At 40.9% G+C, this 14,436-nt stretch carries 14 protein-coding genes; 3 read left to right on the top strand and 11 right to left on the bottom strand.

The genetic code is table 11. The features are described from left to right. Positions 1-159: 159 nt before the first annotated feature. The 3 genes from polA to AWM76_RS03135 form a co-directional block, all read right to left on the bottom strand. A complete protein-coding gene (polA, locus tag AWM76_RS03145; RefSeq protein ID WP_003141993.1) occupies positions 160-2,883 on the bottom strand; it encodes a DNA polymerase I in 2,724 nt (907 codons plus the stop codon). Next, positions 2,834-3,379: a hotdog family protein gene (locus tag AWM76_RS03140; protein WP_003141991.1), complete on the bottom strand. Its 546-nt coding sequence runs from the start codon at positions 3,377-3,379 to the stop codon at positions 2,834-2,836. The genes polA and AWM76_RS03140 overlap by 50 nt, the downstream gene beginning before the upstream one ends. Positions 3,380-3,704: 325 nt before the next feature. Next, positions 3,705-4,964, bottom strand: a complete 1,260-nt coding sequence (locus AWM76_RS03135) for an ArgE/DapE family deacylase (protein WP_003141990.1) — start codon at positions 4,962-4,964, stop codon at positions 3,705-3,707. 274 nt (positions 4,965-5,238) lie between these two features. On the opposite strand from AWM76_RS03135, the gene AWM76_RS03130 reads away from it, so the two are divergent. Further along, positions 5,239-5,910, top strand: coding sequence for a histidine phosphatase family protein (locus AWM76_RS03130; protein WP_003141988.1), 672 nt, complete (start codon positions 5,239-5,241; stop codon positions 5,908-5,910). Between the two features lie 196 nt (positions 5,911-6,106). Here the strand turns inward: AWM76_RS03130 and AWM76_RS03125 are convergent, their stop codons facing one another. From AWM76_RS03125 to AWM76_RS03100, 6 genes are all read right to left on the bottom strand, one after another. Further along, entirely contained in the window at positions 6,107-6,640 is a 534-nt protein-coding gene (locus tag AWM76_RS03125; protein ID WP_003141987.1) for a dihydrofolate reductase family protein, read from the bottom strand. 298 nt (positions 6,641-6,938) lie between these two features. Then, complete coding sequence (folK, locus tag AWM76_RS03120; protein WP_003141985.1) at positions 6,939-7,448, bottom strand: 2-amino-4-hydroxy-6-hydroxymethyldihydropteridine diphosphokinase; 510 nt, start codon at positions 7,446-7,448, stop codon at positions 6,939-6,941. Between the two features lie 2 nt (positions 7,449-7,450). After that, positions 7,451-7,870 carry a dihydroneopterin aldolase gene (gene folB, locus AWM76_RS03115; RefSeq protein ID WP_003141983.1) on the bottom strand — a complete coding sequence of 140 codons (420 nt, stop codon included), beginning with the start codon at positions 7,868-7,870 and terminating at the stop codon, positions 7,451-7,453. 12 nt (positions 7,871-7,882) lie between these two features. Beyond that, positions 7,883-8,722, bottom strand: a complete 840-nt coding sequence (folP, locus tag AWM76_RS03110; protein ID WP_003141982.1) for a dihydropteroate synthase — start codon at positions 8,720-8,722, stop codon at positions 7,883-7,885. Between the two features lie 33 nt (positions 8,723-8,755). Continuing rightward, positions 8,756-9,313, bottom strand: a complete 558-nt coding sequence (folE, locus tag AWM76_RS03105; RefSeq protein WP_201024714.1) for a GTP cyclohydrolase I FolE — start codon at positions 9,311-9,313, stop codon at positions 8,756-8,758. 42 nt (positions 9,314-9,355) lie between these two features. Continuing rightward, the gene (locus AWM76_RS03100) at positions 9,356-10,633 is read right to left on the bottom strand and encodes a bifunctional folylpolyglutamate synthase/dihydrofolate synthase (RefSeq protein WP_003141979.1); all 1,278 of its coding nucleotides are present in this window, start codon (positions 10,631-10,633) and stop codon (positions 9,356-9,358) included. A 462-nt stretch (positions 10,634-11,095) separates the two neighbouring features. Between AWM76_RS03100 and AWM76_RS03095 the strand changes: the two genes are divergently transcribed. Next, positions 11,096-12,052, top strand: coding sequence for a glutathione S-transferase family protein (locus tag AWM76_RS03095; RefSeq protein WP_003141977.1), 957 nt, complete (start codon positions 11,096-11,098; stop codon positions 12,050-12,052). Between the two features lie 95 nt (positions 12,053-12,147). On the opposite strand, the gene AWM76_RS03090 is transcribed toward AWM76_RS03095, so the two are convergent. Then, complete coding sequence (locus tag AWM76_RS03090) at positions 12,148-12,651, bottom strand: MFS transporter (protein ID WP_235585515.1); 504 nt, start codon at positions 12,649-12,651, stop codon at positions 12,148-12,150. Between the two features lie 111 nt (positions 12,652-12,762). Then, positions 12,763-13,905, bottom strand: a complete 1,143-nt coding sequence (locus AWM76_RS03085) for an RNA-guided endonuclease TnpB family protein (protein ID WP_060779337.1) — start codon at positions 13,903-13,905, stop codon at positions 12,763-12,765. Positions 13,906-14,005: 100 nt separating this feature from the next. On the opposite strand from AWM76_RS03085, the gene tnpA reads away from it, so the two are divergent. Next, a complete protein-coding gene (tnpA, locus tag AWM76_RS03080) occupies positions 14,006-14,428 on the top strand; it encodes an IS200/IS605 family transposase (RefSeq protein WP_060779336.1) in 423 nt (140 codons plus the stop codon). The last annotated feature ends 8 nt before the right edge of the window (positions 14,429-14,436 follow it).

The raw sequence follows: 14,436 nt of genomic DNA, 5'->3' as shown, positions 1-14,436 counted from the left end.
TTCTACTATCTCTTCTTTATTCTATTCTAATGCAAAACCTGCCTATTGAAAAGACAAGCAAGAGGCAAACCTCGCAAGTTATCTACCCTCCATGTTTATTTTATTCCATAGGCTAGAAAAGAGGTGACAGTTTGCTTTAACTGCACCTCTTTTTGTTATCTATTTAGCTTCATACCAAGTTGCACCGTAATTAGATTCAATTTCTAATGGCACATCTAATTGGGCTGCTGACCCCATGATTTCAGTTACTAATTTTTCAAGTGTCTCAATTTCATCTTTTGGCACTTCAAAGACCAACTCATCGTGGATTTGTAATAACAGATTAGCTTTTAACTTATGTTCTTTTAAAGCTTCATCCATCTTCACCATGGCTATCTTAATGATATCCGCTGCGGTCCCTTGAATTGGCGTATTCATGGCATTACGCTCAGCAAATGAACGAACGTTGAAGTTCTTCGCCTTCAAATCAGGTAAGTAGCGACGACGGTTAAATAGGGTTTCTACATAACCATCTTCTTTGGCTTTCTCTACGACATCCTTCATGTAAGCTTGGACACCTGGATAGTTTTCCAAGTAAGTATCAATAAAGTTCTTAGCTTCTGGACGAGAGATATTCAAGTTTTGGCTTAAACCATAGTCAGAAATGCCGTAGACAATCCCGAAGTTTACCGCCTTGGCGTTTCGTCTCATGTTAGAGGTCACTTCTTCTTTAGGCACATTGTAGACTTTCATAGCTGTTGAAGTATGAATATCTTCGTGGTTGTTGAAGGCTTCTTGCATGTGCTTGTCACCAGAAATATGGGCTAGCACCCGTAATTCAATTTGTGAATAGTCACTTGAAAAAATAACCCAGTCTTCGTGACTTGGCACAAAGGCTTTACGGATACTCCGACCTTCTTCAGAACGAATTGGAATATTTTGTAAGTTTGGATCAGCTGATGATAAACGACCTGTTGAAGTTAAGGTTTGTTGGAAACGAGAGTGAATTTTACCATCCTCGTGGATAAATTCTTGTAAACCTTCAACATAGGTTGATTGCAATTTATTCAATTGACGGTAGTTTAAAATCAAGTCGATAATTGGTGCTTGGCCAGCCAATTTTTCCAAAACATCTTGTGCTGTAGAATAACCAGTCTTCGTTTTCTTAATCACTGGTAAGCCCATTTCTTCAAACAAGATAACCCCCAATTGTTTAGGTGAATTCACATTGAATTCGTGACCAGCTTCCTTCCAAATATCGGCTTCAAGTCCGGCAATAATCTCTTTGAATTCAGCCTGCATAGTGACTAATTGTTGTTTATCCACTGAGATTCCTAAAATTTCAAGGTTTGCCAATACTAAAGCCAATGGTAACTCTATTTTTTGGTACAAGTCATCCATTTGGTTGGCTTCTAATTGCGGGCGAATGGTTTCTTGTAAACGTGCGATAATATGCACTTTACGGGCAATGTGTTCGTACATGGTTTCAGCTTCTTCAGGTACACCTCTTTTAGCCCCTTTACCATAAATAGCCTCATCATAAGACAAGTCATCCATATCAAATTCCCTTGCCACTTCAGCCAAGTCGTTAGAATTGTCGCGGGCATGTAATAAATACGACCCAATTAAGACATCATCTACAACCCCAGCAAAGTCGATCCCTAAATAGTCCAGCATGACCTTTGTTCGTTTGGCATCAAAGACCACTTTTGTGACTTGGTCATCCGACAACCATGCTTTAAATAAATCAGCCTGTAGTAAGCGAGCATCTCCGGTAAAGATTTCACTACCATTCGTCCATGCGACAGCCACAACCTCTGAATCATGGTAGTTTTTACTCAAGTTTTCAAGGTAAATCGCATAACCATCCGCTGCAGGCTCGCTTGGGAAATGGTCCACTGTTAAATCTTCAGCAGACGCCACATGTGTATAGGTAACCTCTTCCCAATCTTCTGTCAACAAGTCCGCCTGGTCTGAATTTTCCAATAAACGAGACATAAAGCCATTAAAGTTCATATCCTTGTAAAATGACATCAGCGGTTCAAGCTGTTTGCCTTTATAAGATAAATCAGATAATTCAATTTTCACAGGTGCGTCCAGTTCAATCCGCGCCAACTTTTTAGACAGAATCGCATTGTCTTTTTCGTTGATCAGATTTTCCTTACGCTTCGATTTCTTCATATCGTCAATTTGCTCATACATCGCTTCCATTGACCCATATTCATGTAATAATTTTAGGGCTGTCTTTTCACCAATCCCTGATACACCGGGATAGTTATCTGAAGAATCCCCCATTAACCCCTTCATATCAATGATTTGTTCAGGTGTAATCCCCATATCTTCCATAATCGAAGCTGGCGTATAAGACGCTAATTCAGATACCCCTTTTTTAGTGATATCTACTCGGACATTGTCACGTGCCAATTGCGTCAAATCCTTGTCCCCAGAAATCACGACAACATCAAATTCTTCAGGGGCTACTTTAGCCGCCAAAGTCCCGATAATGTCGTCCGCTTCATAGTTAGTCAAGTCATAATGCGCAACCCCAAAGGCATCTAGGAGCACATTGAAAAATGGCATCTGCTCTCTAAATTCAGACGGTGTTGATTGACGCCCGCCTTTATATTCATCAAAGAATTCGTTTCTAAACGTCGTTTTACCTGCGTCCCACGCCACCAAGGCATGCGTCGGCTGTTCTTTTTCCAAGATATTATTCATCATTTCATGAAAAGCAAACAAGGCATTAGTATGCATACCATTCTTGTTTACGAATGAATCAATATTTTGGATGGCAAAGAAAGAACGAAAAGCTAGAGATGACCCGTCAAATAGGACGAGCTTCTTCTTTTCTTTATTAGTACTCAATTGAGTCGCCTCCTGAAATTCGTTGGAATACACCTGCATCAATCGTTTCAGTATCATTTTGTAGGTGCTCTAGTGGTGGTAAAACAGTCAACATGGCATCTAAGACACGGTCGTCACCAGTTGAGTTGGTAAATTTCCCAATACAGTGAATCGTCACGAATTGCTTCAATTCTTCTACACGGATAACCTCAAATTCAAAGGTAATAATTGAGTTATGTGGAATAGAGTGGATGATATTGATATTCATTTCAACTAAACGAGAACCTGGGCCAGGGAAGTTCATCGATACTGTACGCGTAATAATCCCCATTAAGGCGATTGGTGGTACAACAACCTCGCCTGGAGTAAGGCCTGCTTTATGGGACGTTTGTTGTAGGTATGCCGGGTTCGAGTCTGAGGTAACCCCCATGTATAACAAGACATCTCGCTCTCTAATCGATTCAGTTACATAGAAAGTATCGCCAACTTTGATTGCTTGAAGGGTTTTACCCATTGCAGCTTGTTCTTGCGTTTTTTCTAAATTATGTTCTACCATATTCAATACACCCCTACGCTTATTTTGTAATCATGTCATTTCCAACGATTATTTGTTGCGAAAAAATGCAACAGTCTCTTTTATATTTTATCAAAGAAAATGGATATATGCACCAAATACAATAGTATGGTGGTAGACACCATTGTCCCGACTACATAAAAAAGGGGCTGGGACAAAAGGTCTCTCAAAAAAATACACTCCCAAAACTATGAACTTTTTTGTTCAGTAGTGGGAGTGTATTTTTCTATATCTTTATAAAAATAAACGAAAGTGGGACTACTTTTTTCGCAAAAGTAGTTTTGTCCCAGCCTCTTTTTAACCAGTTTTATTTATTTTCTAAATAAGTGGCTAACAAGTCAATGTATAAGTTGACGAATGTTAGATACTCGTCCTTGTCCACGTATTCATCAATTTGATGTGATGTTGTTGATCCTGGGCCAAAGATAATGATTGGGTAGCCTGCTGGTTTGTTGGCAACAAAGTTTGCCCCATCCGTACCACCTGTCATTGGCACAACTTCTAAGTCTTGGTTTAGGTAAGTAGCACCTAATGTTTTGGTTAATTGCACTAGGTCTGAATCTACGCCACCATTTAATGGTTTTAAGTCTAGGGTTAATTGTAGGTCGAAGTCTGCCCCTTTATCCAAGTATTCTTGGTAAACTTCAGAAAATACACCTTTAACTGCTTCGTTGTCGAATTCAGGTACCGTACGGATGTTGAAGACAACTTCTGCGTGGTCAGGAATGGTATTCACTTGGTCACCACCACGGAATACAGTCACGTTAAAGGTTGGCTGTTTCAATAATTGGTCTAATTCTTGGTTACCAGCGTCGTCCCCTTCAACTGCCCCGTATAAATTCAATACTGGTGAGAAGTCTAATTGACCAAAGCTGATATCCTTAGTCGCTTCTTTGAATGCCTGTTTGAAGGCTAAAGCAAAGTCCATCAATGGGTCAATAGCGTTGATGCCGCCACGTGGTCTAGATGAATGAACAGATTTACCACGTGATGACACCACAAAGTTCATTGAACCCTTGTGAGATGGGTGAATCATCCCTGTTGTTGGTTCACCAATCACGATCGCGTCAACGTCAGATACATAACCGGCTTCCTCTAGTTGGATTGAGCCGACAGCCCCATTTTCCTCGTTGTAAGTCGCTAACAGGCGTAAAGTTCCGCGTTCTAATAATCCTTGTTCTTTAATTTCGATCATGGCAATCACTAAGGCAGCCAATCCGCCTTTCATATCTGTAGATCCACGGCCGAATAGTTTCCCGTCACGCTCAGTCAATGTGTAAGGATCAGACGTCCAAGCCTCCGCATTCCCTGCAGATACGACATCCATATGACCAGAGATTGCTAATACTGGCGAACCAGATCCGATTTCAGCTACCAAGTTGGCACGACCAGGAATCCCCGTTGGAATAACCTTAGAATCGATTCCATACTCGCTTAGTAGGGCTGCAAGATAATTAGCCACATCTTCCTCATTGCGGTCAACCGTCTCGATAGCCACAATATCGCTTAAAATTTTAATTTTCTCTTCATCAGTAAATACTTTAGCTGTTTTTGTCAAAAAGAACACTCCTCATTTTCTGCCAATTTCTATGGCACTCATCTCTACTTTTCATTTTAGCACGAATTTTTGGACACAAATAACAAATTTCCCACGAGATTTCAATCAGTGGTGTTCGCTTTTATTGAACTAAGTATGCGAATAGTTCTCTCAACTGATTGAATCAAGATTCGGGTTAATAAGATCATATATCATTATTATTTTGGAAATCGTTTTCATAAATCGTTTATTATGCTAGAATGAAGTTAACATCAAATACCAAAACACGAGAGGAGTGAATATTATGGCAGCTATCCATTATTACTTTGTCCGTCATGGTGAAACGACGGCCAATGCAGACCAACGCGTCCAAGGATGGGCAGATTCACCAGTTACACGCGCCGGCATGCACGTAGTCGACCAAGTAGCCGAAACCCTAGCAGATGTGCCCTTTGACCTAGCCTATTCCAGTGATTTAGACCGGTGTATTGAAACAGGTGAGCGCATCTTAATGAAACAAGAAAATGATATCCAACTATTCCCAGTTGAAGGCTTTAGAGAGTACAACTTTGGTGGTTTAGAAGATCAAGATATCGAGAAGGTATGGCCAAAATCCATTAGTCAATTAGTGGACGACATGCGGATTAACCAAATCCCTTCAACCCAATACGTGCCACTAATTATTGAAAATCTTGTGGACCGAGACGAAGAAGGCAATTCAGAAGACTTTATCACCTTCTGGAACCGGATTGAAGAAGCTATGTTGGATATTCATGACGACGCCCTAGAAGTCCGCATGGAAACCCAAAAGGAAGACATCCACGTCTTAATCGTCAGCCATGACATGCCAATTCGCTTCTTCCTACATGAAGTCCTACCAGAATTCGACCTAAAAGAAGAATTAGAATACGGCCATTATGCCCATATCGTTTATACCAAAGGTGCTTACGAACTAGAAGAATTTAACCAAGTGTAACTGTTATGCAATTCATTTCATAAAAATTAAAAAGGTGTGGTTTACTATTGAACCATACCTTTTAATTTTTGGATAAATAAACAAATTATAGTGTCAAAACAATTATTAAAATATATCTTCCTAATATTGATACAGTAGAAATGTGTATTTAACCTTCTTCACTTCTAAAACAAACAAAATAATTATTCGTATTTATTTAACGTCTGTGATAAATATGGATGGTTAATCCACCCATCACATCCACTTGGTCTAGTTGCAAGGGAATAGATTCGTCCAATTCATAGAATAAAGGCTTCCCTTTACCCATAATTATTGGCACGGTTCCGATGATATATTCATCGATCGCATTGGCCGCCATAAAGGGCTTCAGCATAATGCCACCACCATACAAGTAAATATGGTGGCCTTGCTTCTTTTTCGCCAGCATCAATTTCACTATTTGGCCTGGTTTAACAAAATGGATATTACCTTCATTAGGGCGTTTTTCATTTGTAACCACGTAAATCGTTTTACTTGGGAAATCTGTTGCAAAACCAATTTTATAAGACTGGTGTCCCATGACAATAATGTCATAAGCCTCAAAAAAGGCTTCCAGCGAATACGGTGAATCACTGGTTGATACATCCGTTAAATTCGGACCAGCTACGCCTTCAATAAAATCAAATTGATCATCCAAGTCTGCAATATAACCATCCACACTTTGGACAATACTTAAGGCAATCTTACCCATGATATCCCCCTTCTTACATTTTATCCACAGTTGAAAAAAATCATGTACCCACTATAACTTTAGTATTATTTCCAATGATTCTTCATTAACCAGACAACTTTTTAACAAAAAAACTGACGAAAAAAAGGTAGCCATTAGCCACTAAAAAGAACAAAATGCGAATTACGGAATCCAGCGATAAGTTCGCTTAGATGCCGTTTGAAGCTTTTTGAGTTCTGAAGACCTTGGCTTCAGACGGTTCGGTGGCTTTTAAATGGCTGATTTTTAACAAAAGTTTGTTAAAAAGTACATAGATCTTCTAATATTCTAAAGATAATCCAGCAATACGGACATCATCTTTTTCCACTTGTGGTAATGCATCTCGTAATGTAGAAACTGTTTTGTTCAGGTGCGGAACTTGCCATTGGCCAACAATATCGGCCGCTGGGCACAAGACAAAAGCCCGTTCATGCATACGCGGATGCGGTACTTGTAAGTCTGTCGTATCGATGACTTTTTCATCTAACAACAAGATATCCACGTCGATGGTACGTGGCCCGTTTTTAATAGTCCGGACCCGCTTTTGGTCTTGTTCAATGCTTTGACAGAAAGCCAATAAATCAGCTGCTGATAAGTCCGTTTGAATATGCACAACCATATTCAAAAAGTCCTCTTGATCCAAATAGCCTTTGGGGACCGTTTCATAGATTGGGGACGTTGCCACTACTTTAATTGCTTCATTTTCCTTAAAGGCCGCCACTGCATTTTTCAAGTGGCCTAGTCGTGGTTTAATGTTAGATCCTAAAGCGATTAATACGTTTGATTGCATCTTTATTCCACCTCGTTCATCTGGTTTATCTGCTTCATCTTATTAAACCAGGTCCGGTCTCGTTGGATTTCAATGGCTACACTATCATAAATTCCGCGAATAGGTGGGTCAGGTTTCACCACTTTGATGGTCACTTCTTCAACGAGTGGAAAGTCTCCTAAAATCCGCATGGCTAACTTGTGGGCTAATCGTTCCAATAATTTCGCGGGCGCTTCATGTACCACAACATCCTCAATCACCTTATAGACATCGGCGTAGGAAACTGAATCATACATATCATCTGATTGGCCAGCTGGCGCCAAGTCCACTGCTAGAACTGCATCCACATTAAACCTTTGTCCAAGTGTTTTTTCTTCAGCCAACAAGCCGTGGTTGGCGTAAAATTGCAAGTTATTCAAATAAATTTTATCCCTTGTAGCCATCAGAACCCCTCCTTAAATACTCACTGGGTCAATTTGCCCGCGTTTAATCGCATCTGCCACCGCTGCAGCTTCCTTATTGACTTTCACATTGTGGACCCGTACCATATCAGCCCCCGATAAGATCCCTGAAACCGTTGTGGCTGCGGTCGCTACGTCGCGTTCATTAGCTGGCACATCCACTAATTTACCCAAGAATCCTTTTCTTGAAGTAGCCAAAAGGACAGGCATATTGAAGCTAGCTAATTCTTGTAAACCTTGGATTGCCAATAAGTTGTCGTCCGCCGTTTTGGCGAAACCAATACCAGGGTCAAGAATCAGCTGGTCGTCACGCATCCCTTGGGCGCGGGCAATCTCAATAGAGGTTTGTAGGTCAGCTTTCATCTCTTTCATGATATCGCTATAAGCCTGGTATTCTTCTCGGTTGTGCATCAAAATTAGAGGCGCATCAAAGTCAGCGCAAACCTTGGCAATGGCTGGTTCACGGGTCGCGCCCCACTGGTCGTTAATGATATCTGCACCTGCTGCAAGAGCTTGGCGGGCTACTTCAGCCTTCCAAGTATCTACTGAAATCAAGACATCCGAAACTTGACGAATAGCTTGAACTGCTGGAACAACTCGGTTAATTTCTTCTTCAAGAGTCACTGGGACGTGGCCAGGACGGGTAGATTCACCGCCCACATCAATAATATCTACCCCTTCAGCGACCATTCTTTCTACTTGGGCGATCATGTCGTCAGTGGCAACATAGGCTCCGCCATCTGAAAATGAATCAGGGGTCACATTTAAAATGCCCATAATCCAAGTGTGGTCGCTTGGGAAATTGAAGGTTTTATTTAATCGTTTAATATACATCTCGTCACAAACTTTCTATTGTCATGCCAGCAACTATAAACTCATCATATCTAAAACTTCTTGACGGCGACCGCGGTCAGTGTATGCGCCACGGGTGGCATACGTCACCGTCTTAGCGCCCGGCTTCTTGATGCCTCGTAAAGTCATGCACATGTGTTCCGCTTCTAACACAACAAAGACGCCCTCTGCCCCTAATTCTTTCGCTAAAACGTCCGCCACTTGGTTGGTTAACCGTTCTTGTAATTGCGGTCTCAAGGCAAAATCTTCGACAATCCGTGCCAATTTAGATAGGCCGATAACCTGTCCGTTTTTTGGAATATAAGCAACGTGTGCTTGACCAATCACTGGTAACAAGTGGTGTTCGCAAGTTGAGTGGAAAGAAATATCCTTTACCAATACAAATTCTGATGCTGATTCAGAAAAGGTTTTTTCTGTGTGGATTCTCGGGTTTCTATTTAACCCGTCAAATACTTCCGCATACATTTTGGCTACCCGTTCTGGCGTTTCAATAAGGCCTTCACGGTCCGGGTTTTCGCCGACTGCAAGCAATATCTCCCGTACTGCCTTTTCAATTCTTTCCATATCCATTATTGTCACCTTTTCTTATTTAATATTGAAAACTCTTTATCATGCTTATAGCCGATTCTTGATGATGGCCCTTAAATAGCCCACAAAGTAGAAAGACCCAAATATACATAAGAGGTCGTCTTCCTTTAAATCCGCTTCCGCAATTTCTAAAGCTGCTTGGTCTGAATCCGCAACCTCAACCGCTGTTCCAGTTGCTTTGATCATAGCTGCCAATTGGTCACCAGCTAAAGCCCGGTTTGAATGCGGAGTTACGGTAATGATTTTTTGAAAAATGGGGGCAATGACCTCAACCACATGTGCCACGTCCTTGTCCGCTAACATGCCCATAATAGCGACCCTTTTGCCCACTTTTGAAGCTGGGTAATGGGTTAAAATCGCCTCTTTTAAGGATGAAATCCCGTCCATATTATGAGACCCGTCGATGATGATTGTAGGCTCAGACGCTACCATTTCAAAGCGGGCTGGCCAAGTAACAGTCGCAAGTCCTTTTTCAATGGCCTGGTCAGAAATGACAATCCCTTGTGCTTTCAAGACTTGGATAATTTCAATGGCTAGGGCTGCATTATTGACCTGATAAGGGGCTTGTAGGTTGAGCGTGTATTTGCGTCCTTTATATTTAAATGACTGTAATCCGTGGGCGTCGGTAGCTAGCGGTTCTATATCCCCTGGCTTGACTTCATGTATAGGCACTTGAAGGCGGTCAGCTTGTTGAGTGATGGCCCTTTTCGCCTCATCAACTTGCGGATATAATACCAAGGGCACACCTGCTTTCAAGATGCCGGCCTTCTCACCTGCGATTTCAGCTAGTGTGTCGCCGAGGATTTTCTGGTGGTCCAGGGCAATTTTCGTGATAGCCGTGACTAGTGGTTGGTTGATGATATTAGTAGCATCCAGTCTACCGCCCAAGCCAACTTCTAAGACGACAAAATCTACAAGATTTGCCTCAAAGGTCAACCAAGCAAGTCCGGTAAAGACTTCAAACTCGGTGTAATATTCATCCGGTCCTAATGCTGCCGTCATCCGGTCAACTTGTGCCATGAGTTGGTCGTCAGTGATTTGTTGGCCATTGATTTGAATGCGTTCGTTGAAGTCGACTAAGGACGGTGAAGTGAATAAGCCAACCTTGTAGCCAGCTGCTTGGAGGATAGTGGCCACCATTTTGGCGGTTGACCCTTTGCCGTTTGTCCCAGCGATATGAATGGTTGGGAGTTGATTTTCTGGATGGTTAAAGTGCGCCATTAACTGTTTCATCGACGCTAATCCTAACACCATTTCGCCAGCGGGTGCTAGGGGCAACTTTGCTTGAAGTGATTCGTAACGCAATGGATAAGCCTCTTTTCGTGATCTATTATGAGTAGAAGACCTTTAAACCGTCTTCTAAAACGTCTATAGGTAGGATTTAGCAGGTGGATGCACTATTTAACACCAACAACATTCGGTATTCCTTTAAAACACATCCACCCAGCTATCAAAATCATACCTAGTCCCATTAAGTATAGCTAACTTTTAATTGTTAGTCATCAAGGATTACTCAAAAATCCATAGTTCGTGTTTGGAGAGATGACGATTGTTCAACGCATACTTGAATGCTGGTCCATTTAGCGATAGATAATTTTCGCCAAATATCACGTGCATATGTAGCCATACAATTGCTTTCATGAAATTTTGAATATTTTATAGTTTGTCTCCTCAACCCCTATCACTTGAGAAATACAGTCAACCATATTACAATAATACATATATTAATTTGAAATCGAATTATTATTTCTAAAAGGAGATGAATGCATGGGATTATTAGTAGACGGCGTTTGGAAGGACCAATGGTATGACACAGAATCAACAGGTGGTCGTTTCGTCCGCAAAGATTCACAATTCAGAAACTGGATTACCACTGACGGTGCACCAGGCCCTTCAGGTGAAGGTGGCTTTAAGGCAGAACCAGGTCGCTACCACTTATACGTATCATTAGCGTGTCCGTGGGCTAGCCGTACCTTAATGCTGCGTAAATTAAAAGGCTTAGAAGACATGATCTCTATTTCTATCGTGAACCCAATCATGTTGGAAAATGGCTGGACATTTGCACCAGACCAAGGTGTCATTCCTGACCCTATTCTAGATGCAGACTTCTTACACCAAGTATATACACATGCTGACCCTAACTATACAGGCCGTGTAACAGTACCTGTTTTATACGACAAGGAAAAAGATACCATCGTCAACAACGAATCATCTGAAATTATGTTGATGTTAAACTCAGCATTTGACGAAATTGGTGCCACTGAAGGTGATTACTACCCTGAAGAATTGCGCGACCAGATCAAAGAAATGGATGACTTTGTCTATCCAAACATCAACAACGGTGTTTACAAAGCTGGTTTTGCGACAGACCAAGCTGTTTATGAAGAAGAAGTTGGTCATGTCTTTGATGCCTTAGAAAAATTAGACGGCATCCTAGCTGACAAAAAATTCTTATTAGGCGACAAATTAACAACATCTGACATCCGCTTGTTCCCAACATTAATCCGTTTCGAGCATGTCTACTACGGTCACTTCAAGTGCAATATCAAACACTTAACTGACTTTGAAAATGTGTGGCGTTATACCCGTGAAATCTACAACATTGCAGGTATTTCTGATACAGTTGATTTCTACCATATCCAACATCACTACTACGGTAGCCATCCGACAATCAACCCGAACGGTATTATTCCAGCGGGTCCGGCAATCTCTTTAGACATCTAAGGTGACTGCAAACAATTAAATAAGCCAATACGAAAAAACTGGTGGTCATTATTAAACGTGACACCAGTTTTTTTCTTTTATGATGAGCAATTTCCTTACCCTTTCACCCCGTCTTCTTTGACGCCGAGTAATAAGGCGCCCCCCATAATAAAGAGGATAATTAAACCAAAGACCCCGTTCAAGGAGTTGCCCGTCATTTGGGTGATAATCCCTAGTAAGGTTGTCCCGATAATAGAAGAGAATTTCCCAAAGACATTGTAGATGCCGAAGAATTCATTCGTTTTGCCTTCTGGTACTAATTTTCCAAACATTGAACGTGATAAGGCTTGTAAGCCTCCTTGAGCCGTCCCAACCATACAAGCCAGTATAAAGAAATCAGTCGCTGTTTCCATACTCAAGGCATAGATACAAATGATGATATAAGTCACAATCCCTACATAGATGATTTTCTTGTCCCCGAATCGTTTGGCCAACTGCCCGTATAATACAGTGAATGGGAAGGCCACAATTTGAACGATCAATAAGACCACTACAAGGACTGTCGCTTCAATCCCTAAGTCAGTTGCTACAGCCGTTGCCATTGAAATAATCGTCCGCAACCCCCGCCCCTTCTGCGATTGCCTTATGAACTACAACGCCATTAAAATGGCGTGTTTCTAGGAACACTCATGACTTGTTCCACTTATTTCAAAGCAAAACAGCGGTCTAAGCTATTTAACTAAGGCCTGTTCCAGGCCAATATTTAATATATTTTTAGCTGCGTTGATATCTCTATCGTGATGCAGATTACACTTCATACAAGTCCAATGACGTATATTTAACGCTTTTTTACCGCTATCATACCCGCAATTAGAACATTTCTGGGATGTCTTGTACGGATTAATCGCTACAAATGTCTTATCGTAGATTTCGCACTTTGCCTCTAGGATTGTTCTAAACATCCGCCAGGATTGGCCAGCGATTGAACGGGCTAATTGATGATTTTTCATCATATTAGTCGTCTTTAAATCCTCTAGAACGATAACGTCATAACTTTTAACCATATCGGTTGTGATTTTATGCATGTAATCCTTGCGGATGTTTTTGATACGTTGATGAATACGGGCCACTTGGCGTTTGGCTTGCTGGTAGTTTTTCGCATCCACTAAATTCACACCGTTCTTTTTGGCTTGTAAACGTCTACGGGCCATTCGCTTTTCCCAATAATGTAATTGCTTCTTATAAGACAAATGTAGTCGCTGACTTTGATATTTTTGACCATCAGACGTAATAGCTAAATCACTTACACCTAAATCGACACCGACTACATTTCCTGTTTTGGGCATTGCTTGATTATCGCTTGTGACCAAAAGGGAGATATAGTAGTCGCCACTAGGTGTATATTTTACGGTGACAGATTTTATGCGTTCATTCTCAATATGAAGCACACTTGACTTACATTTTATCCAACCTAATTTGGGTAATTTGATATACCGCTGATTATCATTAAAACGAATGTTGTTGCCACGTATGGTACTTAAATACGACTGTCTGGTGTTCTTCTTTGATTTGAATTTTGGGTATCTTGAATAACCTTTAAAAAAACGAACAAAAGTTTCGGATAAGCGTTTAACACTACATTGAACAGCTACGCTATCAACTTCACGCAACCAGGGATATTCCTTCTTCATTTGTGGAATAAGAGAGGATAACGCATTATAAGATAGCATTTGAAGGTCAGGATTGTTTTCGTACCGCGCATTCAACATGGCCAACATTTCGTTCCAGATGAATCGGGTATGACCAAAGGTCATATGAATTAACTGACGCTGTTTTTCGTTAGGATAGATTTTACACTCAATTCCTTGATACATGTTTTCACCCCCTTGCGTTTATAGATATATTATACCATACGTATGACACTTGTTTATAGCGATAACAATTACTATAATTTAATTGAAGAAGTGTTTACATATGATTGCGAAAACAAGGACAAATGTCTATGATTTTAATTTCCATTTGGTTTGGGTAACAAAGTATCGTAAAGAAATATTTACAACCATTGAAAAACAAAACGCCATGCAAGATATGTTGACGCATATTTGTGATGAACACGATATTGTCATCCAATCGCTCCAAGTAATGCCTGACCATATCCATATGTTGATTTCGTTCAACCCTAAACATGCCGCAAGTAGTATCGTCAAAACACTTAAAGGGAAATCTGCACGTCTATGGTTTAAAGCTTATCCAGAAACAAAGACAATGTTATGGGGTGGCCATTTATGGACACCTAGTTATTTCATGGCAACAGTAGGCAGTATGTCTAAAGAAGCTGTTAAAAAGTATATAGAAAATCAATTAACGGAATACAATGACGGTCGCCCTAGAACTTGATTCATCCA

Origin of the sequence: Aerococcus viridans (assembly GCF_001543285.1) — a bacterium.
GTDB classification, from domain to species: domain Bacteria; phylum Bacillota; class Bacilli; order Lactobacillales; family Aerococcaceae; genus Aerococcus; species Aerococcus viridans.
This window is presented reverse-complemented; position numbering and strand designations above follow the sequence as displayed.